The organism is Photorhabdus namnaonensis (assembly GCF_001684335.1).
GTDB classification, from domain to species: Bacteria; Pseudomonadota; Gammaproteobacteria; order Enterobacterales; family Enterobacteriaceae; genus Photorhabdus; species Photorhabdus namnaonensis.
Genome location: NZ_LOIC01000005.1, coordinates 27,422 through 49,667 on the forward strand (window position 1 = coordinate 27,422; position 22,246 = coordinate 49,667).

At 38.3% G+C, this 22,246-nt stretch carries 18 protein-coding genes, 1 tRNA gene and 2 pseudogenes; 6 read left to right on the forward strand and 15 right to left on the reverse strand.

Features of this window, described 5'->3' with window-relative positions:
- Window positions 1-10: 10 nt before the first annotated feature.
- Window positions 11-712 (reverse strand): 16S rRNA pseudouridine(516) synthase RsuA, encoded by a 702-nt coding sequence (rsuA, locus tag Phpb_RS00535; protein WP_065388707.1) that lies wholly within the window; start codon window positions 710-712, stop codon window positions 11-13.
- Window positions 713-1,027: 315 nt separating this feature from the next.
- On the opposite strand from rsuA, the gene radD reads away from it, so the two are divergent.
- Together radD and rplY are read left to right on the forward strand one after the other, a co-directional pair.
- Window positions 1,028-2,785, forward strand: coding sequence for a DNA repair helicase RadD (gene radD / locus Phpb_RS00540; RefSeq protein WP_065388708.1), 1,758 nt, complete (start codon window positions 1,028-1,030; stop codon window positions 2,783-2,785).
- Between the two features lie 160 nt (window positions 2,786-2,945).
- Window positions 2,946-3,230: a 50S ribosomal protein L25 gene (rplY, locus tag Phpb_RS00545; protein WP_036777310.1), complete on the forward strand. Its 285-nt coding sequence runs from the start codon at window positions 2,946-2,948 to the stop codon at window positions 3,228-3,230.
- An 88-nt stretch (window positions 3,231-3,318) separates the two neighbouring features.
- Here the strand turns inward: rplY and yejK are convergent, their stop codons facing one another.
- Window positions 3,319-4,323 (reverse strand): nucleoid-associated protein YejK, encoded by a 1,005-nt coding sequence (gene yejK, locus Phpb_RS00550; protein WP_065388709.1) that lies wholly within the window; start codon window positions 4,321-4,323, stop codon window positions 3,319-3,321.
- Window positions 4,324-4,595: 272 nt separating this feature from the next.
- Here yejK and Phpb_RS00555 point away from each other — a divergent pair, with 272 nt between their 5' ends.
- The 3 genes from Phpb_RS00555 (at window position 4,596) to Phpb_RS00565 (ending at window position 6,746) form a co-directional block, all read left to right on the forward strand.
- Entirely contained in the window at window positions 4,596-4,823 is a 228-nt protein-coding gene (locus tag Phpb_RS00555; RefSeq protein WP_011147091.1) for a YejL family protein, read from the forward strand.
- 31 nt (window positions 4,824-4,854) lie between these two features.
- Window positions 4,855-6,594: an LPS biosynthesis-modulating metalloenzyme YejM gene (gene yejM / locus Phpb_RS00560; RefSeq protein WP_065388710.1), complete on the forward strand. Its 1,740-nt coding sequence runs from the start codon at window positions 4,855-4,857 to the stop codon at window positions 6,592-6,594.
- A gap of 75 nt (window positions 6,595-6,669) precedes the next feature.
- A tRNA-Pro gene (locus tag Phpb_RS00565) sits at window positions 6,670-6,746 on the forward strand.
- Between the two features lie 287 nt (window positions 6,747-7,033).
- On the opposite strand, the gene Phpb_RS00570 is transcribed toward Phpb_RS00565, so the two are convergent.
- From Phpb_RS00570 to Phpb_RS00615, 11 genes and pseudogenes are all read right to left on the reverse strand, one after another.
- Complete coding sequence (locus Phpb_RS00570; protein WP_065388711.1) at window positions 7,034-7,870, reverse strand: gp53-like domain-containing protein; 837 nt, start codon at window positions 7,868-7,870, stop codon at window positions 7,034-7,036.
- 282 nt (window positions 7,871-8,152) lie between these two features.
- Window positions 8,153-8,296, reverse strand: a pseudogene (locus Phpb_RS27630) (hypothetical protein); the annotation flags it as partial.
- 440 nt (window positions 8,297-8,736) lie between these two features.
- Complete coding sequence (locus Phpb_RS00575; protein ID WP_065388712.1) at window positions 8,737-9,396, reverse strand: DUF4431 domain-containing protein; 660 nt, start codon at window positions 9,394-9,396, stop codon at window positions 8,737-8,739.
- A 366-nt stretch (window positions 9,397-9,762) separates the two neighbouring features.
- Window positions 9,763-10,185, reverse strand: coding sequence for a tail fiber assembly protein (locus tag Phpb_RS00580; protein ID WP_065388713.1), 423 nt, complete (start codon window positions 10,183-10,185; stop codon window positions 9,763-9,765).
- Window positions 10,186-10,187: 2 nt separating this feature from the next.
- The gene (locus Phpb_RS00585) at window positions 10,188-10,775 is read right to left on the reverse strand and encodes a gp53-like domain-containing protein (protein WP_036814462.1); all 588 of its coding nucleotides are present in this window, start codon (window positions 10,773-10,775) and stop codon (window positions 10,188-10,190) included.
- An 803-nt stretch (window positions 10,776-11,578) separates the two neighbouring features.
- The gene (locus Phpb_RS00590; RefSeq protein ID WP_065388714.1) at window positions 11,579-12,994 is read right to left on the reverse strand and encodes a tail fiber assembly protein; all 1,416 of its coding nucleotides are present in this window, start codon (window positions 12,992-12,994) and stop codon (window positions 11,579-11,581) included.
- A gap of 288 nt (window positions 12,995-13,282) precedes the next feature.
- The gene (locus tag Phpb_RS00595; protein ID WP_065388715.1) at window positions 13,283-14,767 is read right to left on the reverse strand and encodes a gp53-like domain-containing protein; all 1,485 of its coding nucleotides are present in this window, start codon (window positions 14,765-14,767) and stop codon (window positions 13,283-13,285) included.
- Window positions 14,768-15,240: 473 nt separating this feature from the next.
- Window positions 15,241-16,074, reverse strand: a complete 834-nt coding sequence (locus tag Phpb_RS26435) for a gp53-like domain-containing protein (protein WP_240492363.1) — start codon at window positions 16,072-16,074, stop codon at window positions 15,241-15,243.
- A 401-nt stretch (window positions 16,075-16,475) separates the two neighbouring features.
- Complete coding sequence (locus Phpb_RS00605; protein WP_065388716.1) at window positions 16,476-17,003, reverse strand: GNAT family N-acetyltransferase; 528 nt, start codon at window positions 17,001-17,003, stop codon at window positions 16,476-16,478.
- A 950-nt stretch (window positions 17,004-17,953) separates the two neighbouring features.
- The gene (locus tag Phpb_RS25795) at window positions 17,954-18,976 is read right to left on the reverse strand and encodes a hypothetical protein (RefSeq protein WP_075489353.1); all 1,023 of its coding nucleotides are present in this window, start codon (window positions 18,974-18,976) and stop codon (window positions 17,954-17,956) included.
- Between the two features lie 592 nt (window positions 18,977-19,568).
- Window positions 19,569-20,207 (reverse strand): hypothetical protein, encoded by a 639-nt coding sequence (locus Phpb_RS00615; RefSeq protein WP_065388717.1) that lies wholly within the window; start codon window positions 20,205-20,207, stop codon window positions 19,569-19,571.
- A 622-nt stretch (window positions 20,208-20,829) separates the two neighbouring features.
- Here Phpb_RS00615 and Phpb_RS00625 point away from each other — a divergent pair.
- Window positions 20,830-20,997, forward strand: coding sequence for a hypothetical protein (locus tag Phpb_RS00625; RefSeq protein ID WP_205634719.1), 168 nt, complete (start codon window positions 20,830-20,832; stop codon window positions 20,995-20,997).
- Here Phpb_RS00625 and cobO read toward each other — a convergent pair.
- Together cobO and Phpb_RS00635 are read right to left on the reverse strand one after the other, a co-directional pair.
- The gene (gene cobO / locus Phpb_RS00630) at window positions 20,990-21,547 is read right to left on the reverse strand and encodes a cob(I)yrinic acid a,c-diamide adenosyltransferase (RefSeq protein WP_065388719.1); all 558 of its coding nucleotides are present in this window, start codon (window positions 21,545-21,547) and stop codon (window positions 20,990-20,992) included. The two genes, Phpb_RS00625 and cobO, sit on opposite strands and share 8 nt — an antisense overlap.
- A gap of 55 nt (window positions 21,548-21,602) precedes the next feature.
- Window positions 21,603-22,232 (reverse strand): annotated as a pseudogene (locus Phpb_RS00635) (NAD(P)-dependent oxidoreductase); the annotation flags it as partial.
- Window positions 22,233-22,246 lie beyond the last annotated feature (14 nt).

Genomic DNA, 22,246 nt, shown 5'->3' on the forward strand with positions numbered 1-22,246 from the left:
AAAACTAGAATTAAGAAACATTGACACTGGCAATTTCTTGCTTAGTCAATGGCCGATACTCTCCTGGCGCCAATTCAGGATCTAAGATGATTTCGCCGATTCGCTCACGATGAAGCGCTGTTACCCGATTACCTACTGCGGCAAACATACGCTTTACCTGATGATAACGCCCTTCACTAATCGTCAGGCGGACAACTTGAGGTTCCAGAATTTCCAATTGGGCGGGTTTTGTCAGTGTCTTTTCACCATTAAGTTGCACACCTGCAAGAAATTTATCTGCCGTCTCTGCTGCAACCGGACATTCAAGTGTGACTAGGTATGTTTTTTCACAATGATGTTTTGGGAAAGTAATGCGATGAGACCATTGACCATCATCAGTTAGCAAAACCAGACCGGTGGTATCCATATCCAACCTACCAGCCGTATGTAATTTATGCGCTGCCGATTCATCAATAAAATAGAGAACCGTCGGATTTATCGGATCATCAGTGGAACAGACATACCCTTGCGGTTTATTTAGCATAAAATAACGAGGCCCTTGCTGCTGTTCCAATAACGAACCATCAAACATGACCTGTTGCTCTGGAGTTAATTTATAAGCTCCGGTTTTTATAATCTCATCATCAACAGTGATACGCCCCGCACGCAGCTCGCGTCCTACGTCATTTCGACTGATACCAAGCTGTTGTGACAAAAATTTATCCAATCGCATGGATGAAGACACCTGTATTAATTAATTTAAAAATGAACGTAATCCACGACTATTTTGGCGCTACCTCGGCACTACAACACAATGTCATCAAACAGTGCCACCAAACCGTGCCACCAAAAAAGAAGATGTGAAATTAACCCAAAAAATTTGAAAGCTAATCATAACCATGTTTACTATAAACAACAATTATCTATTTGTTATAACCAGTTATAGTTTCTCTCAATCAGATAATTATCTTACCTTGACTTCCGCCCACAGCAAATTAATAAGAAAAATGTTACTCTTTTACGAATATTTTTCTGTTACGGAACGATCATGACTTTTACTTTACGTCCCTATCAGCAAGAAGCCGTGGATGCCGCTGTTCATCACTTCCGGCACCATCATGAACCTGCGATCATTGTATTACCAACGGGAGCAGGTAAAAGCCTGGTTATTGCTGAACTGGCAAAATTAGCGCGTGGGAAAGTATTAGTATTAGCTCATGTAAAAGAATTAGTTGCACAGAACTACAGCAAATATTGCGCATACGGTTTACCCGCAGATATTTTTTCCGCCGGATTGCAGCAAAAACAAAGCGCAGGAAAAGTGGTGTTTGGTAGTGTTCAATCTGTCGCCCGTAATCTTGAGCATTTTGACAATCAATTCTCGTTGCTGATAATTGATGAATGTCACCGTATCAGTGATGATGAAAACAGTCAATATCAGCAAATTATTCATCACCTTCGGCAAAATAACCCTCAACTACGTATTCTTGGCTTAACAGCAACACCTTATAGACTGGCTATCGGCTGGATATATCAATATCACTATCACGGAATGATCCGTGGTGATGAAAACTGTTTTTTCCGTGATTGCATATATGAATTGCCCCTGCGTTATATGATTAAACACGGTTTCCTGGTCCCCCCAAAGCGGTTAGATATGCCGGTTATGCAATATGATTTCAGCCAAGTTCGCTCCAGTCAACAAGGTATTTTCAATGAAACTGATTTAAATCACGAAATCAAACGACAAAAACGCATCACACCTCATATTATAAAACAAGTCATTGAATATTCCGCTGATCGCAAAGGCGTTATGCTTTTTGCGGCAACTGTCGAACATGCCAAAGAGATTTTTCAATTACTCCCTTCCGGCCAAGCCGCATTAGTCAGCGCCGATACATCAACCACTGATCGCGATCTGTTCATCGAAGCCTTTAAAACTCAGCAATTGCGCTATATGGTTAACGTCGCCGTATTGACAACTGGATTTGATGCTCCCCATGTTGATCTGATAGCCATTCTGCGTCCTACTGAATCCGTCAGTCTATATCAGCAAATTATCGGTCGTGGTTTACGATTATTTCCCGGCAAAAAAGATTGCCTGATTCTCGATTATGCAGGAAATCCTCACGATCTCTACACACCAGAAGTTGGCAGCAATAAACCGGATAAACAGAACCAACCGGTTCAAGTATTCTGCCCTATCTGCAACTTCGCCAATATATTTTGGGGAAAATGCACCTCCGACGGTGAAATTATTGAACACTTCGGCCGCCGCTGTCAGGGTTTGGAACAGGATCAATATGGCAAACGCCGTCAATGTGAGTTCCGTTTTCGTTTTAAACTTTGCCCTCATTGCGGTGCAGAAAATGATATCGCCGCACGGCATTGCCACAGTTGCCAAGAAGTGCTGGTTGATCCCGACGATATGCTGAAAGCCGCATTGAAACTCAAAGACGCTCTGGTGCTGCGTTGTGGTGGTATGCAGCTCATCCCTGAAATTGACAGTAAAGGAGAATGGCTGAAAATCATCTATTACGATGAAGATGGCGCTGACGTTGCCGAACGTTTTCGGTTGACAACCCCTGCCCAACGACGGCTCTTTGAGTACCAATTTCTTCGTCAACATCAGCGTGCTCCGGCTATACCTTTTAACTGGAAAACAGCCTCAGATATCGTTCACCAGCAACCTCTATTACGTCATCCAGATTTTGTTGTCGCTCGTAAAAAAGGTCGATTCTGGCAGATTCGTGAAAAAATCTTTGATTACCAAGGACGTTTTCGGCGAGCGGACGAATTATATTAATAGGTTCCGATTGGCCTATTCTATTTGCTGTAACCGCCATTTTTCGCTAGAATGCCGCCCGCTTGACGCTTTGCTACTATGTTAAATGTTAAGCCAAATCTCGAACCTGCTGCTGGGTCGCCTGTAGCAGGATTTATTTTCTTCTTAAAGAGAAAAAATAATGTTTACTATTAATGCAGAAGTACGTAAAGAGCAGGGCAAAGGTGCGAGCCGCCGCCTGCGTAGAGCTAACAAGTTTCCAGCTATCGTATACGGTGGCAACCAAGAGCCAGTTTCTATTGAACTGGATCACGATCAGGTTATCAATATGGAACACAAAGCTGAATTTTATAGCGAAGTTCTGACCCTGGTTATCGACGGTAAAGAAACTAAAGTTAAAGTGCAGGCTGTACAGCGCCATCCGTTTAAACCAAAACTGGCACACATTGACTTCCTGCGTGCTTAATTAGCCACAGCCGAGCTTTTCGGGACGCCGAGTAAATAACGCCGCAAATGCGGCGTTATTTATTTTTTGGCCTTAATGACCACCACTCTTAATGATCATTACTACGGCGCTGTAACTGGTCACGTAAATTTGGCGGCGTACCTTTAATGGTTAAAGTATCCGTTGCCGGGTCCCAGAAAATTCTTTCACCAAATAACATCGCATCAAAATTGATTGTTAATCCGCCACCACTGCCGGCAAATTTAGTTAACTGACGCAACGTACTGCGATCTGCCGGAAAACTCTCTTCCAATTCATATCCCTGCTCCTGAGAAAACTGCTGGAAATTCTGTTCTCCAAACGCAGGTAATGCCTGAGACAACTCCTTAATTTCGATTTCCTCTCCCGCCTGCAATTGCTCATTGCAATAGCTGTATACTTGCTGGCGATACTCCTGACGCTCATTCTTATCAAGCTGACCTGATTCACAATAATCATCAACTGCTTGTAACAAGCCTTTATTCTGAACTTTCGCATTCATACCTTCACTGGCGGCAAGAAAATCCATAAAGAAATCTGAAACTTTACGCCCTACTCGGCCTTTCAGGAATGTTAAATAACGGCTTGATTCAGGATTAGTTTCCCACTCCGTCAAATCTATACGAGCAACAATATCAGCGTGAGGAATATCCAGATAATGCGTCGTATTTAAATCCAGATTATCGTTAACAGACATACTGTTACAGCTATTAAGCACAGCAATCAATAAATACTCTACCGCCAGATAGCGATACTGACAAAACAGGACCGTTCCTCCCTCGGCAAATGGATATTTCGCCAGTTCATCCCGCAAACGTGCTGTTGCCGCGCGACTAAACCCAAGAAAATCTTCATCACCTTTACGCTGATGCCTGAGCGCTTCTGCCAATTCACTCTCTTCATTAAATAAGCCGTAAGCTTTACTTTTTGCGCTGTATACCCGGTGTAATTCAGCCATCATATCTTCCACCACTTGATCGGTGGCGAGTAAAGAATCACGCAACACGACATCTAATGTCTGTTCATCACGCTTGATTAATTGATGCAAGGCAATCTGATCTATTTGCAGACTCATTCTTTCTACTCCTTTCGCGGCTGACTTCATGCGTTTTTAAACACGCATTCAAACACCGATAACACACGACTGCAATAAAAAACCCCGAAAGAAAACAACGTTTCGTCATCTGTCATCAACTATAATTTACTGGCAGATATCAAAAAATTGCTAAAAATAGGTTATTACTGCAACATAATCTTAACCGTGAATTAATTTGCCACAAAAGAGCGGAAAATCACGCATCTATACGGTAAGATAATGTGCTTTGTTAGTTCAGGAAGTTTAAATCTATGCCACAGTCATCTCGTTACAGTGACGAACACGTTGAACGCTTATTAACAGAACTCGTTAGTGTTCTGGAAAGAAACCGTACGCCGACAGACCTTTCTTTAATGGTACTGGGCAATATGGTGACAAATTTAATCAATACGAGTATATCTCCTGCACAGCGCAGACATATTGCTGACTCGTTTGCACACGCGCTTAAATCTTCGGTAAACGAAGATAAAGCCCATTAATTTTTAACTAAGACGACAATGTAAACAAAATATGGTAACTAGCCGTCAGCGTTATCGTGAAAAAGTTTCCCAAATGATTAGCTGGGGGCATTGGTTTGCCCTATTTAATATTCTGTTCAGTCTTGGATTAGGTAGTCGTTACCTGTTTGTTTCTGACTGGCCGAGCTCACTGTTCGGCCGAGTCTATGCTCTGGCGAGTTGGCTTGGGCACTTTAGTTTTATTGTTTTTGCCGCTTACTTGCTGATCCTATTTCCACTGACATTTATTGTCATGTCACAGCGCCTGCTAAGGTTTCTTTCAGCCATTTTCGCCACAGCCGGGCTGACGCTGTTAATATTCGACATTGCCATATACAACCGTTTCCATCTTCACCTCACACCGTTAGTGTGGGATTTAGTGATCAATCCTGATCAAGGGGAACTCGCGCGAGAATGGCAACTCATGTTCATCTGTATTCCAGTTATTTTTCTGATACAGATGTTATTTGGCACCTGGAGTTGGCAGAAACTACGCAGCCTGAATCGGCAACGGTTTGGTAAACCACTGGCTGCCGTCCTTATTTCGGCTTTTTTAGCTTCCCATTTGATATATATCTGGGCTGACGCTAACTTTTATCGTCCGATTACCATGCAACGTTCTAACCTGCCGCTCTCCTATCCAATGACAGCGCGTAAATTTCTTGAAAAACATGGTTTGCTCGATCAACAAGAATATCAGCGCCGCCTTATGCAACAGGGTGATCCTGCCGCGCTGACAGTGGAATATCCACTTAACGATCTGATTTACCAAGATAAAGGAAGCGGACACAACCTGTTAATATTGGTCGTCGATAAGCTGGATAATAGAGATATTGTGGAGAATATGCCTGCGCTCTCTCATTTCAGAGAAACCAACATTCAGTTCAATCAACATTTCAGTACCGGGATTCAAAATGATACTGCCCTATTCGGGTTGTTTTATGGCATTTCCTCAGGTTATCTGGATGGAATACTGGCTGGACGTAAATCATCAGCTCTGATTGACGCTCTGACTCATCGGGGATATCAATTTGGCCTATTCTCTTCTGTAGGGTTTGATACTCCACTTTATCGTCATGCATTACTTTCCGATTATTCATTACCTACCGAAGTTAACCAAAGCAACCAACTCACGGTGGAACAATGGCAGCAATGGCTAAATTTACCCAATACTAACGCTCCTTGGTTCTCCTTCTTGAGGCTAAATGGCTTGGATAACGTGGATGCAGTAGATAATGCCGCTGCGCTTGATGTTCAAATTAATGCTGTACTAGAGACACTAAAAAACAAAAACGCATTGAACAATACTGTCATTGTTATTACCGCTGAACATAGCGAAATCGCCGCGACACATCCACCTAGATGGATAAACAATGGCAGATTTAATCGTGCGCAAATGCACGTTCCACTGCTGATTCATTGGCCAGGAACACCATCACAGACAATTAATAAACTGACAAGCCATCAGGACGTCATGACAACATTAATGCAACGTTTGTTGCATGTCAGCAATACTCCTGCTGATTATTCTCAAGGCCAGGATCTATTCGCGGCACAACGTGATAATCCGTGGGTAATTACCGGTGATGATGGTTCCCTAATCATTACAACCAGCGAAAACACCTTATTCCTGGATAAAAATGGTGACTATCACCTATATGACCTGGAAGGCAACGAAATCAAAGATGCTAAACCCAATCTGGCGCAATTGTTACAGATACTAACCGAGGTTAAACATTTTATAGCTAATTAAATGCTTAAAAATCAATCGGTCACAAAATTCAGCACTTGCTTTTAGATAAAAAATCAGTACTATAATAGGAATTATCGGCATGTAGCGCAGCTTGGTAGCGCACCGTCATGGGGTGTCGGGGGTCGGAGGTTCAAATCCTCTCATGCCGACCAAATTTCCCCAAAAAAACCAACCTGTTAGGGTTGGTTTTTTTATGGCTAGGATTCAGTTGGGGCAAAATTAGAGAAAAACTGGGGGAAAAACCCAACTTCAAACCTGATATTTACCGCCATTAACAAATCAGTTCCTCTCACCCCAAAATATAAAATTATCTAATTATTACTGTCCATCACTTCGGCACTCGCGGCCACTCAACATCAGGAATAAATAAAGTATTTTGTTAATAATAAATATCTACTCACTATTACGGTATTTATCCTCAAAGAGGAACAATATATTTTTAGTATCCAATAGCCATCCAATGGATCGCTCGTGGAAAGAAATCAGTATTGTATGCCCGAATAGTTCTTGCTACAAAAGATGTTGGTTTAATATCACCAACTTCAATAAAACAGCGATGTATGCTAGGAGAGTGATATTCTGCATCGGCTGCCGCAACCACAGATGTACATACATTAGGAAATCTAATGGGAAAGTTAACCAAATAATTATCACGTCCTCCTACAAAACCCCACTGGTAGACTATCCCTGTATCACCACATTTCCACCATCCATTAACATCCTTATTCGCTGTATTCATATTAACTTTAGTATTAACCCGGCTATCTACTTCCGCTTTAGTATACGCTCCTACATCCCCAGCACTCAGACTAATATCTGTACTTAACGCTTTTCCATTCACCTTCCGGGTATTAGGTACTCTATTATTAATATCTTCACGCAATAAATTTATTATTTCCTGAGCAAGCTTTTGTGTAACCGCCAATGTATCGCTATTACCCACCACATCCGTAAGCTGAACAACGCCCTTTTGGGTTAACGAAGCATCTGGAACTTTTGTTGTGGTTTTTTGTTCTAAAGCTCTATTGAATTGTGCGGTGAGTTTAGCTATATTCCCATCATCGAGAACATCCTCGCCAGATTGTGTCGAGATGAAATCAGCCAAGACAGATGATATGGTTGATGATTGACGTAACGCCTTATTTAATAAGTGGGTGGGAACATCATTTGATGGAAACCCAGTCAGTAAATCCTTACTTTCTTCATATAATCTCTGACTCACGACATTAGCATTATTACTAATAGAAAAAGCCTTAAAATCATTCTTCTGACTCATATATCCCCCTGGAATTAAATAATGTTATTTCATAGACGACTTATCACAATTCAGTGTATTTCAATAAAATAATAATAAAACACCCTTATAACTCAGAAGGCTAATTATTTTTATATAATTCAAAGAGTAAAAGATATAATATTCTCAACCAAAAAAACACTAAATCCATTTATATTTAACATCTGGAAACTATTTTTCTCTTATTCCTTATATCTTTCCCTGCAACTCTCTCTGTTTAACGCTTCACACTGAATCTTTACCCTAATACCTAATCTACCGTGTTCAAGAATATCGAAATTTCATAAATGAACTTGAGTTTCCGGTTCTGAAAATAGGTGGTAAGTAAGAGCGCTGTCTGTGAAAGGTTTCAATGATAATAGAGCCATCACATTGAACATGGCCATCAACAAAAATCAGTTCAAGATTGCTATTGTCTTCAAGTACTCAGATACCACTATCCTTGAATCGTAAGACTGTTCTTGAACGAAACTAGTTTGTCGATCACCGAAATGTGCTTTGTAAACTGTGTTCATAACGTCCCTTCTCATCGCTTACTACCGTTTGGTAATAATAGTCCACACAATAAAGATGATTATTAAAACCATCCGTGGAGTGGTCATTTTACCAACGATTTTCTATATTCATAAGGTCGTTTTTATGAATGATAAGATAACCAGCCTTCTGAGCGAGAAACATGAATTCGTTAAACGTTAAGAGACGCTAATCGTCCCTAAGTTCCTCAGCTTTAACTGTTACGCCGTTTTCGATAGTTGAAAGAATTTCAGCAAATAATGACCGGTAATAGCTTCCCGTCTTACTAATTACCGGTAGTACTTCGCCAGTTACCTACTGTTATTACTTCCAAATTATTTAGCAGCTTCAATTCGTTGGGTTTCAAGCATTATCGGTGTATGGTGATGTCCAGTAACCGCGTACATAATGGTTCCGGTTACGCGCACGCGGTGCCCAATAAGGCTTCGATACACGGTATAAAACTCATCCTCAACCACCAGTTGCATCAGACTACGATCCCCCCATTCTGGGGCCCCTGTAGCGCATTTTATCGCCTTATCCGGTTGCAACACCCAATAAGTTTCAGGGCTATCCCCGTTTTCCACGCTTTCGTAATTTGGTGGGCCGGGATAGGTAATCCTTAACAATGTGCCATCAAGAGTAATTTTTTGCCTTTCTTTATAACAGTTCTCTGTTGCTTTATCTGCGGCAATCTTTCTGTACATTTCCGATGACCGGTGATACCAGTCTTGAAGACATTCAACTGCCACGCATTTTTCTCGAAGTTCCCAATTCTGCTTTACCAGAGCCTTAAAGTCCGCATCGTTGTTTGTGGCCAGTTTGGCCTGAAGGTAATTAATATATAAGTTGTCATCAGCTTGGGATAATACCGGGGTCGAGCAGATTAACTTTTCAGCCTTACTGGTAGCTTTTGCGCAATCAAAGCTCGCACCGAATGATAGGAATGACACACCACACAATATTAATGCCAAAAAACCTATTAGTGTTCTCATACACTACTCCTATTGGTGATTTCTCAGCATTATTTTAAATACATTAAAGTTAAAATCACAACCTGAATTTTTGCTAATTCGTCATTCCCTCCTCAGGAGATTAATTGTGTTTTCAACTCTTGATTTCCTCGAAGTTATCCGGAAATAATCAGCCAAATTCTACACGACTGTGAATAATCCGAGCACATCTATTTACGCCCGCGCTACGGAATTAGATAAGCTCTTCAAGCACCGCTAATTCGATATTAAAATTAAAAAATCCGAGTCCTGTTAAATACAGAACTCAGACTTTGATAACAATTTGATTTAAAATATCCAACTTCTGGTATCATTGTATGAATAGTCTACTTACTCAGACCATTCTCGTTATTTTGGCTGTTCCGGCCATTCAATACCGGGAACCTGTGAAATATCAATCCTGTTCAGCATTACTCTATATTTCTTCCATACCAATAAAGCCGCGTCCTCTTCTTTAGTTGCAATCCCTAAATCAACAGCATCTTGTAATGGTGCTATTTTCTGGCTAGCTTCCAAAATAAATTGTTGCTTTTTGCTTTCAACATATTGCTGCAATTCTTCCTTCGTTGGTGGAGGAATATCTGCCCATTCTGGTAAACCATTCTGACCTGCTATACGATACTTTCCTTCTGGCGCATTATTCGCGGCGTATTCTTGATAAATATCAAGACTAACCTCAATAATATCATCGGGCAATGAACCAGAAGCAATATAATTTTGTTCCAATTCTATAGGATAGAATGAATTTGTCTTCGCGCTATAAAAATACATAATTAATACCCTATCGCCAAATATCTTACAAAATTACCTGCTAACTGGGATGCACCATTTCTGCATGTTATAATAAATTGACTTGCAGAAATAGGTAAAGCAGCAACTCCAGCGCCAGCATTTTCAAACTCAGAATATGTTGCAACAATCTGGAAACAAGCATTAGGGAATGGAATCGGAAAATTTCTATAATCATTTATATTCATAGAGCCGTTTGCCTGGCCCCACTGGATAATTATTCCAGTATCACCACATTTCCACCAACCATTCACAACCTTGTTAGCCGTATTCACATTAAGATTACAACATTTGGCAATTTTTTGTTCTAATACGCTTTTGAAGCGTGAGGTGATTTTGGGTACATTACCATCATCCAAAACATCAGTGCCAGATTCTGTCGCAATAAAATCAGCTATAGCAGATGATATAGTTGATGTTTGACGCAATATCTTATTTAATACGTGATTAGGAATATACTGATTGTCTGGAAACCCAATTAACAACTCTGGATATACTTCATAGCCTTGTTGACTCAACACATTAGCGTTATTACTAATAGCAAAGGCTTTAAAATCATTTTTGGCACTCATATATATCTCCTTAAATTAAATGACATTATTTCATAATAAACATATTGAACTATCACTAAAGATGATTTCTCACAATTCATATCGATAATAGTCTAGTTTAGAAAAACAATAATGAAATATTTTTATAACTAAAAGGAGTAACTATTTTTATATAATTTCCAACAATAAATAATACGATATACTGCAATCAAAAACATCCCTAAAATCATTATATTCAACATTCTTAATTATTATTTTTCATATCTTTATTTTTTCCTGAAATTATTTTATCTTTAAATCAAGAATATAATTTTACAATATTTTAATTATAGCAACAAAAAATGGCCTGAATAAAAATCCTATTTATTCAGGCCCGTTAACAGAGATTTTTCTTTATAACTTTCCATATTATTAATATATAGCCAAAATCCATATTTAAATTCTGGCTATATTCTTAGGGCATTTATCAAAGAATTACTGCATCAGACTAACCAATAAATAAGTGCTAGCTTATACTCTACACACCCAAATAAATTACCGGTATCATATTAACCAATTTCTATGTCTCTTCATAATTAGCATTATTACTAGTATAAAAAGCCTTAAAATCATTTTTTATGGTCATATCTCCCCCTTAAACTTAATGATATTATTTTACAATTAATATATTAAATTGTTACATAGATGATTTACTTAAATTCACGCCTATTAGACCAAAATTTCTTATTACAGATTTTTCATTTCAAGTTTTAGACTGAATATTTCAATATCTTACTCCCAATATCAACAAAACCATTGTATGAATAACCTATTTATTCAGACCATTATTTTGGCTGCTCCGGCCACTCAACATTAGGAGCCAATGAAATATCAGCTTTGCTCAACATTACCCTATATTTCTTCCATTCCAGTAGAACTGCTTTTTCTGCTTCGGTGGCAATGCCTAAATCAACAGAGTCTTGTAGTGGAGCGACAAGATTATTAGCTTTAATCAATAACCGAGACTTCTCATGTTCTGCTTGCTGTATTAATTCCTCTCCAGTAGCAATATACGTATTATCAGATTCTACTGCCGTATTTTCCCCAACAACCTTGTCAGAGGGTTTATTCAACGAGTTATATTCTTGCGCCCAAGGCGTCCACGGACTATCGTGGAATTGGCTACGCGTATATACCCGACTACTGTTATAAACAAAATAACGCTGAATAACCCCTGCTGCTTTTAACACAATAAGTGAACCAGCGAACGGCTCAGGATAGTTCGCGCCATTTTTGGCATGAGCATTATATTCTTGATAATAAATTCCTGGTGTTTTATAGCTATTTAAATCCGCGTTATCACCTAAATTAATCGACTGTCCTGCGAAGATATCTTGAGAAGTAATATTGATATCCGCAGCTAAAGCTTTTCCATTAATTTTGCGGAGCCCTGTAATATATCGAGAATCAGACTCTGCTTTTGCATATGCTCCAACCTCTCCGGCAGTAGGTCTATTCAGTGTGTTATATTCTCTCGTCCAAGGCGTCCACGGGCTTTCATGAAATTGACTACGTGTATATACCCGACTGCTGTTATAGACAAAATAACGTTGAATAACCCCGGCCGCTTTCAATACAACCAGCGAACCCGCGAACTGCTCAGGGTAATTATTACCATTTTTGGCATGAGCATTATACTCTTGGTGATAAATCCCCGGTATTTTATAATTATCCAAATTCGCATTATCACCTAAACTATGCGCCTGTCCAGCAAGGATATCCTGAGAAGTAATATTAATATCCTCAGTTAATACTTTCCCATTAACTTTTCGGGTATTTGGTATTCTGGTATTAATACTTTCACGCAATGAATTGATTATTTCCTGAACCAGTTTTTGGGTAACAACTAATGTGTCACTATTACCCACGACATCAGTAAGCTGAACAATTCCTTTTCGTGTTAATGAGGCATTTGGAACTTCTGTTGCAATTTTTTGTTCTAAGGCCCTATTTAGTTGATCGGTAAGTTTAGCTATATTACCATCATCCAAAATATCATTGCCAGATTGGGTCGCGATAAAATTAGCTATCACAGATGATATGGTTGATGATTGACGCAATACCTTATTTAATAGATTAGCAGGAATATTATCGGATGGAAATCCGGTCTGCAAGCTCTGGTTTTCTTCATACTTCGCTTGGCTCACTACATTAGCATTATCACTAACAGAAAAAGCCTTAAAATCATTTTTGGCACTCATATATAATCCTCAAATTGAATAATATTATTTACAAAAAACACAGTTAATTATTGCAAAATAAACCTATCGCAATGCACACCGAAAATAATCTAGTTCATAAAAATAGCAAAAAATTATTATCAATCAGAATATTGACTATTTTCGTATAAATTAAAAAACAAAATCAAAAAGCCTGACCCTCGTTAAATACAAAATTCAGACTTTAATAGCCACTCAGTTTAAACTGTTCAAGTTTTGAGAAGCAATGCAAAAATAAAAAACACTTATTTTTACATTATAAATTACATATTAATATCCTACCGCAAACCAAAACGCAGAGTTTTCAGTCTCATATGCCCAATAACTAAATCCTGTCACAGACAATTGTCTGGCAACAACATTATGTGATGATGATAAATCAGACTTATCACCCAATGTCAACGAAACATTTACACAAGCATTAGGAAACTGGATAGGAAAATTAACCGGTGTATCATATGCTGCCCAGTTTACAATCCCCCACTGATAAATCACTCCAGTATCCCCACATTTCCACCAACCATTCACTGATTTCAACGCTGTATTTTTATTTCCTTTAGCATTAACCAGGTTATCTACTTCTGCTTTTGTATATCCGCTAATAACCCTGTCAGCGGGTTTATTCAATGTGTTATATTCTTGGGCCCAAGGTGTCCAAGGATTATCATGGAATTGGCTACGTGTATATACCCGGCTGCTATTATAAACAAAATAACGTTGAATGATCCCAGCGGCTTTCAACACAATAAGCGAACCAGAAAGAGGTTCAGGGTAATTGACGCCATTTTTAGCATGAGCATTATAATCCTGATAATAAATCCCGGGTGTTTTACAGTAATCCAAATTTACATTATCACCTAAACTAATCGCCTGCCCACTCAAAATATCCTGAGAAGTAATAGTGACATCCGTAGCTAAAGATTTTCCATTCACCTTGCGAATTCCTGCAATATACCGAGAATCAGATTCTATTTTTGTATATGCGCCAATATCCTCGGCAGTAGGTTTATTCAGCGTATTATATTCTCTCGTCCAAGGTGTCCACGGATTATCATGAAACTGACTACGTGTATATACTCGACTACTATTATAGACAAAATAACGTTGAACGGTCCCTGCCGATTTCAATACAACAAGAGCACCGGCGAGAAACTCAGGATAATTAAGGCCATTTTTAGCATGAGCATCATACTCTTGATGATAAATTCCCGGTGTTTTGTAGCTATTCAAATCTGCTTTATCACCTAAACTAATCGCCTGCCCGCCCAAAATATCTTGAGAAGTAATGGTGATATCCTCAGACAATAATTTCCCGTTAATTTTTCGAGTGTTGGGTACCTTGGTATTAATACTTTCACGCAATGAATTTACTATTTCCTGAGCAAGCTTTTGTGTAACAGCTAATGTGTTACTATCGCCCACCACATTAGTAAGCTGAACAATACCTTTTTGTGTTAATGAAGCATTGGGAACTTCTGTTGTGATTTTTTGTTTTAATGCCTTATTTAATTGCTCAGCAAGTTTAGCTACATCGCCATCATCCAAAATATCACTGCCAGATTGTGTCGCAATAAAATTAGCCACGACAGATGCTATTGTTGACGATTGACGTAATACTTTGTTTAGCAGATTACTAGTAATATTATCTGGTGGAAATCCAGCCTGCAAACTCTGATCTTTCTCATATTTCTCCTGACTCACTACATTAGCATCATTACTAATAGAAAAAGCCTTAAAATCATTCTTAGTACTCATATACACCCCTTAGATTAAATATTATTAATTTATATATTTAATTATTATTAAAGAAACTCATCATAATTTACGGCAGCCATAGTTTAATTCATAAAAATAATAATAAAATGTTCTTCTAACTTAGAAGAATAATTATTTTTATATCATTAGAGGAAAGAAAAAAAACCAACAAGTTTCAATCAGAAATATATTCAAACCACTCATATTCAACATTTAAAATATTTCACTTCGTCATTATTTATTCTTATATCTCAGACTGAATTTTCCAATATTCTAAAAGCGCTGACTATTTAGACAGCGCTTTGTCAATAATATGTCAAGACCATATAACTTTGTTTTTACTTTGGTTGTTTCAGCTAATTAACATCAGAAATGAGGTAAATACCTTTGTTAGTAGTGGAAATATCGGCTTATTCTGATAAACCATTTTTATTCCCTATACAGTATTCACCCCTCAGAAGAATAATGTACTTTTAGTATCCAATAGCCATCCAATGGACTGCTCGCGCCCGGAAATCAGTGTTTAATGCACCAATAGTTGTTGCTGTAAAAGATACTGCTGTAATATCACCAACTTCAACAAAACAACGATCGAAGATCGGAGACGAAGATTTTCTTCTACCATCAGTTGTCGCAACCACAGTTGTACATGCACTAGGAAAGCTAATAGGAAAGTTAACCAAATAATTATCGCTCCCTGTTACAACCCCCCACTGATAGATTATTCCTGTATCACCACATTTCCACCAGCCATTTGCAGATTTTAAGGCTGTGTTTTTATTGCCATATCGAACATCAGATTCAGATTTAGTATAACTCCCTACATCCCCAGCATTGAGGTTAATATCATTCGACAGTATTCTTCCATTCACCTTGCGGCTATTAGGTACTCTGGTATTAATATCTTCACGTAATGAATTTACTATTTCCTGAGCAAGCTTTTGTGTCACTGCCAATATATCACTGTTACCAATGACATCAGTAAGCTGAACAACACCTGCCTGAGTTAATGAAGCACTGGGGGTTTCTGTTGTGATCTTTTGTTTCAATGCTTTATTTAGTTGCTCGGTAAGTTTAGCTACATTTCCATCATCTAGAATATCACCGCCCGATTGTGTCGCAATGAAATTAGCCACAACGGACGATATGGTTGACGATTGACGCAATACCTTATTTAATATGTGAGGCGCCATAGAATATGGTGGAAAGCCAGTTTGCAATTCCACACTCTCTTCATATCCTTGCTGACTTATGACATTAGCATTATTATCAATAGAAAAAGCCTTAAAATCATTCTTTAGATTCATATATTCTCCTTGAGTTAAATAACATTATTCTATAATTAACATGTTAAATTATTGAAGGGTAATTTATCGCAATTCACATCAATAATAGTCTAGAAAAAGTATAATGAAATGTTCTTATAACTAAAAGGGGTAACTATTTTTATATAATTGACATTAGTAAATAATTTAATATCTAAAAATCACCCTTATCTATTTTCAATTTATTTATATATTTCTTGAGATTTCTCTGATAAACGCATACTCTTTAGTTTCATTAAGTAAATAGCCAGCATTTTGCTGGCTATTAAATATCTACTAATCCTGAAAAGCCAATTAAATTTTCATTTTTTTCATTAGTTGATATAATAAATATATCTAATTTCATCTCTATATTTACCATATCAAATTACGCCTAAAGTAAATTAGCTCTCTAGTGTAGATTGGAATTTCCCATTAATATCTGAAATCCTACTCATGTAATAGGCGTCAGTATATCGACCATGACGAAAAGCATAACGTTTAGCCGTTCCTTCAATCTCAAATCCAAATTTTTTATATAACGCGATAGCAGCATCATTATCTGTATATACTTCCAACTCTATACGTTCAATGTTCAACCAATTATCACACATGTCGAGCATAGCCTCCATTAATTCACTACCAATACCCTGTCCCTGGTAATCAGCATGTACCCCCATGCCAAAAGTAGCAACATGGCGACGCCGCAAGTTTTGGCATATTTCAATACCAACCTGACCCACAATTTCCCCATCAATACAAGCAACTAAAGAGAAACATCCAGCCGAAAGATTTGTAATACGCTTTATCCATGTCTCCAGAGAAGGATAAGGTAATTGTAAAGTACCACAGTAAACTTGTGGGTTAGCGTATAACTGACGAATTTGTTCACAATCGCCTTCTTCAACATGGCGAATCACTATATTCTTCACTTAAGAACTCCTAACTTTTAGCTTGAATATTGAGATTAACATAGATGTTTTACTAAAAGTATGGAGAAAATATCGATATTTAGTTTGAGGTTAATCTTCGGAGGAAATCCAAGATGGTTGATAGCGCACAGCGGTGAATGAAAATAAATAGAAAACCAATAAATCCTTTCAGTACGGTTTTGTCTCGCTAGATTTGCGCCAAACCGATAACGACGGTTAGCTATCATGTACCATTGCTTTCTCATGTAACGACTGACGGATTATGCCAACTAATATGCAATCTTACGCTCAGTACCTTCCTCTGCAAGATTTGCTCACTTTATCATCTAAAACACCGATGCAAAATTATTTTAATCTTTAAAATAATTTTTAAAACTGCTTGACTCTGAAGTTTTTCTGATTAAAATCACAGCCATAATTTGGATTTTCGTGAAACAAATCACATTTTACCAATAAAGAGAGTTCATCATGAAATCTGTTACATCTTTCATCTCAAGTGTTCATAGCGTTGTTGTCTACCTGTCAACACCTCGCTTTCTTTAAGTCTATTTTTTTACCCGATACGTGAACAGCCAGTTTCCGAGCTGGCTTTTATGTTCAGGGCTTAACCCCTGTTAAATTAACCGGCTAATCCGTTTTTCTATTTCCTGGGTTATTTTTGTTGCTTACTTAATAAGATGTTAGCAAGAAAACATCTCAAGATGAGTCTGTTTCGGGAATTATCTATGCTCCCGGGGATTCACTCCCTTGCCGCCGCGATCCATCTTGAAATCCATAGGGTATATTTCCTGATTTCGTTTCAACTTTCTGCTAATGGTTGATGAACTTCAGTGCATTTTCCTTTGGAGAAGGAAAGAGGCTAAGATAATAGCAACTAACCTCCCCCCTGAAAATGCACTTATTAGTTTAGCCGAATCCATTTGTTATTAATAATCCAATACGTTAAGAGTTCATTTCTTCAATAAAGCAACTTCATCCGCATTTTTCTGACACAGAAGAGTAAGATTAGTAATAGAACGGGTAAGATTATTTATCGTATTCTCCAGCTTTTTAATATCCATTTCCAGTTGCTTGTTTTTTATATCCAATGCACCCATTCTTGTCAATTCAGCATATAATTGCTGACCATTCACCGCCTCCGTACTATTTCTAGAAATATCTCCGGCAGCAACATTCACAATCTTACGTTGATTACCCGGTCTTCCTACAGAAACAACATTCGATTTGCTGGCAACAGAATTTACGCCTAATGCAATGCCCCCACTTGCTGTTACAGAGGCGTTTTGCCCAATCGCAATTCCCTGAGACGCACTAATACTAACCTTTTGCCCCACAGCAATAGAAGACGAAGAGCTGGATTGACAGTCTGATCCCAATACAATACTCCTACTTCCTGTTACAGAGGAGTTTTGACCAATCACAATTGCTTGAGACCCACTAACAGAAACCTTTTGCCCCAGAGCAATAGAAGACGAGCCGCTGGATTCAGATCCTTCTCCTAGTGCAACGCTCGAACTTCCTGTTGCAGAGGAATTTTGACTAATTGCTACTGCCTGATTCCCCCTGGCAGTCGCTTTTTTCCCCAGAGCAATAGAAGACGAGCCGCTGGATTGAGAATCTGCTCCCACTGCAACACTCGAACTTCCTGTTGAAGTGGAGTTTTGACTAATAGCTACTGACTGAATCCCACTAGAAACAACCTTTTGCCCAAGGGCAATAGAAGCTGAACCACTGGATACAGAATCAGCGCCAATCGCAATTGGCCATATGACTTTATAATTCTGATTTTGATTCTCTTCTCTACCTGCCAGTTGATTTTGCCCAATAGCAATAGCACCCTCACTAATTGATTTAGAAATAAGTGGTGAAGCACCAATTGCTATAGCATATATTGCTGGTGCTTCTGCATTCCCAACAACAACGGAATCTTTACCCGCTTTTTGATCAGTTATATTCATATCCTCTGTAGACATATATACCCCCTAATTCAGAAATTAAATTATTATAACTCATTGTTAGATTAATAAACCCAATAATATAGATTAGTATTTTTCATCAGAAACAACCAAATAATACATAATAATTTCTTTTCAAACTTGTCACCGTAGAATATTAAACAAACCTAACGTAATTTAAAAACATCATTATACCCCTCCCCAACTTTTCACTCAGACCAAAATTAACACCACCATCGTTAGAATGAATTATTATACGAAAAATGCAATTTGTAAATAAATTAAAACCATGTGGTTACGAAATATATTTCATGGGTTTATTTAATGTATTATGTAGCTTCACTAAATATAATGGCTTATCTAGCCCATCAAATACAAACCGACACTATGTTATTTGTATATATTTTCACACCCTTCAACACAACCATTTATATAATTTACCCAAGCAAATGCAGTTAGTATGTGAAATCGAGCAGGGAAATTATTCTGTTATTCATTGTAATATACCCCATAAATCATTATCAAATAATAATCCTGCCACTAAATCATTTATCATATATTCTCAGCCAGCCTAACAGCCAAGAATATATGAAATAATAATCAACGAATATTAATAATTCAATGCATCGAGAAGTCGTTTCTTCAATGATGCAACATCATCCACACTATTTTGAAGTAGCAAAGTAAGATTAGCTATATCACTTTCCAGAGATTGAAGTTTCTCTTCCAATTCCTTATTCTTTGCATCCAATAATATATCAATCCTTGCCGATTCAGCATATAACTGCTGACCATTAACCGCCTCGGAGCTGTGATTTGAAATCTCCCCAGCCGCAACATGTATAATCTTACGTTCATGGCCGGTTTTCCCTACAGAAACAACATTCGGTTTATTAGCAATAGAATCCGCACCTAATGCAACGCTTCCTTTTTCTGTTGCAGAAGAGTGTTGACCAATCGCCACCGCCTGAGCCGCACTAGCCGTCACCTTCTGTCCCAAAGCGATAGAAGCCAAACCATTGGATACAGAATCCGCACCAATCGCAATGGGCCAAACTACTTTCGTATCACCTTGTTTACCCGCAATTTGATTTTGCCCAATGGCAATAGCCGCTTCACTGATTGTTTTAGAATTTCGGGGTGAAGCGCCAATTGCGATAGAATGTATTGCCGGTGCTTCTGCATGTCCAAGTACAACTGAATCCTTACCTGTTGTTTGTTCAGCTACATTGGTATTTTCAATAGACATATTAAACCTCTTAATTTATAAATTAAATAACTATGCGTTGTTTGAAACTTAATAAAATGTGCAACAGAATATGATATGGATTACGCGTACTCGTTTCACATATCAAAACTTAAATTGACGTTATATTTATTCCGTCGACAATATTAGATATAAATCCTAGCTTGTAAATAAATTTAAATTATTGGATTGTGGAATATATTACATGGAATTTGATTTAATGTATTGTCACGCTTTATAGAATATATACTCAATAAAGTTCATCACAACCAGTGAATTAATTACCTCAATATTAATTGGCTTTTATATACTTAATCTAAGCAAACATAAGTGGAAATTTTATTATTAATTTCAAATTATTTAAAAAATAATTATCCGGTATGTTTTTAATACTACAGAAATATAATTACATTCGGCTAACTATAATTTTAATAATAAATACTCTTAATGAAAATTTTTACCACCGATGATTTCTCAGCTTTCATGGACGACAACTCACTAACTAAAGACATTCCCAATAAGCTGTTGAAAGTTTATAATCTATTAGCCAAAAACTTTCTTAATATCAATGACAAGAATCTTGAAGGCAACTTATTCATCTGGTCTACTAATCGAGGTAACATTAATGAATAATAATCGACTCATCAAAATGCAGAAAATGGCAGAGCGTTTTCATAAATCTGGCACAGTATCAAATATCACCATGAGAGAAATTAATACACTGGTTAAACAAGATAAAAAAGTAAATCACTCTTCATCTGATGTGATAACTGGAAAACGCATAATTAAGTGAAAGCATATTTTACCGGACGCATTTCACTAACCGTATCTGCCAGTTCAATTAATTCAGCAGGGTAATCTTGTCCGGTAATTATCACCGTCTGATTAATTGGCCGCCCGTTTAATGCTTCGATAATTTCATCGAGTAATAGATAACCGTTGTTGATCGCGCAAGCCAATTCGTTAAGCACTACCAATGATAATTCAGGATCACGCATCATGCGCAACGCATGCTGCCAAACCTCGGTACAAGCGGCAATATTCTTAGCACGATTGTGCATTTCTCCGGTCAAATTCATTGATATTAATTGAAATTCTACTCCATGCCGCTGCAACAAAACACGTTCACCGACTGACCATTGATCTCTAATAAATTGGATAACGCCGGCCTTTAATCCATGACCCAACGTTCGTGTAACCGTCCCCATCGCCGCGGTGGTTCTCCCTCTGCCGTTACCGGTATAGATAATGACAATCCCCCGGCTTTCCTGGGCGGCTGCAACTTGTGCCATAAATCTCTCTTTTTGCCGCTGTTTTCTCTGTTTATATCGCTCCTCACTCATTGGTCTGGCTCCAATATCTTAATCAGTTCGTTTTGTCTGTATTTGTTTGAGTTGACTCAGAGAATAATGTTTCTATTACCCGATCGACTTGTTGACGATCTTGACTCACCAACGATTGCATTAATCGCTCATTAGTGAAAAATCGCTCCCAAAAGTGACGACGTGCCGCCAAATGATGAAAATGTCGTTTTACCCGCTGACGAAGTGTTCCACCGTAAGCGGCAAGACGGCCAAGATGCATCGGTAACAATCGTTCGAGTTTTTCACGCCATAATCTGACCAATACCGGCGCATTGCCGCCGGAGGAGATAGCAATCACCAGTGGTGAACGATCAATCACTGACGGTGTAATAAAACTGGCTTGTCGTGGCTCATCCACCACATTGCAAAAAATGCGGCGCACCGTCGCACAATCACTCACATAGCCATTCACCACCGCATCATTAGTGGCGGCAATAACCAGCCAACAATGCTCAAGCCAGTAAGGTTCAAACTCTCCATGAATGAGTGTCACTTGGTCAGTCTCCCCCCATAGCTTAAATTGAGGGGTGAATTCCCGTGCGTTAACTAATAGATGCGCGCCGGCATCTAATAACAGACGTGCTTTACGCTCCGCTACCCGACCTCCCCCAACTAACAGACAGGTTTTATCCCGGATCTGACAAAACATCGGCAAATAATCCAACATAAGTCCCCTCC

Bases quoted from the DNA above. Each gene is read 5' to 3' on its own strand.
- cobO (WP_065388719.1), bottom strand. From the start codon at position 21,547: ATGAGTGAGGAGCGATATAAACAGAGAAAACAGCGGCAAAAAGAGAGA.
- Phpb_RS00615 (WP_065388717.1), bottom strand. From the start codon at position 20,207: ATGTCTATTGAAAATACCAATGTAGCTGAACAAACAACAGGTAAGGAT.
- Phpb_RS00555 (WP_011147091.1), top strand. From the start codon at position 4,596: ATGCCACAGTCATCTCGTTACAGTGACGAACACGTTGAACGCTTATTA.
- Phpb_RS00580 (WP_065388713.1), bottom strand. From the start codon at position 10,185: ATGTATTTTTATAGCGCGAAGACAAATTCATTCTATCCTATAGAATTG.
- rplY (WP_036777310.1), top strand. From the start codon at position 2,946: ATGTTTACTATTAATGCAGAAGTACGTAAAGAGCAGGGCAAAGGTGCG.
- Phpb_RS00570 (WP_065388711.1), bottom strand. From the start codon at position 7,870: ATGAGTCAGAAGAATGATTTTAAGGCTTTTTCTATTAGTAATAATGCT.
- Phpb_RS26435 (WP_240492363.1), bottom strand. From the start codon at position 16,074: ATGAATCTAAAGAATGATTTTAAGGCTTTTTCTATTGATAATAATGCT.
- Phpb_RS25795 (WP_075489353.1), bottom strand. From the start codon at position 18,976: ATGTCTACAGAGGATATGAATATAACTGATCAAAAAGCGGGTAAAGAT.
- Phpb_RS00590 (WP_065388714.1), bottom strand. From the start codon at position 12,994: ATGAGTGCCAAAAATGATTTTAAGGCTTTTTCTGTTAGTGATAATGCT.
- yejK (WP_065388709.1), bottom strand. From the start codon at position 4,323: ATGAGTCTGCAAATAGATCAGATTGCCTTGCATCAATTAATCAAGCGT.
- radD (WP_065388708.1), top strand. From the start codon at position 1,028: ATGACTTTTACTTTACGTCCCTATCAGCAAGAAGCCGTGGATGCCGCT.
- Phpb_RS00595 (WP_065388715.1), bottom strand. From the start codon at position 14,767: ATGAGTACTAAGAATGATTTTAAGGCTTTTTCTATTAGTAATGATGCT.
- Phpb_RS00575 (WP_065388712.1), bottom strand. From the start codon at position 9,396: ATGAGAACACTAATAGGTTTTTTGGCATTAATATTGTGTGGTGTGTCA.
- Phpb_RS00585 (WP_036814462.1), bottom strand. From the start codon at position 10,775: ATGAGTGCCAAAAATGATTTTAAAGCCTTTGCTATTAGTAATAACGCT.
- rsuA (WP_065388707.1), bottom strand. From the start codon at position 712: ATGCGATTGGATAAATTTTTGTCACAACAGCTTGGTATCAGTCGAAAT.
- yejM (WP_065388710.1), top strand. From the start codon at position 4,855: ATGGTAACTAGCCGTCAGCGTTATCGTGAAAAAGTTTCCCAAATGATT.
- Phpb_RS00625 (WP_205634719.1), top strand. From the start codon at position 20,830: ATGAATAATAATCGACTCATCAAAATGCAGAAAATGGCAGAGCGTTTT.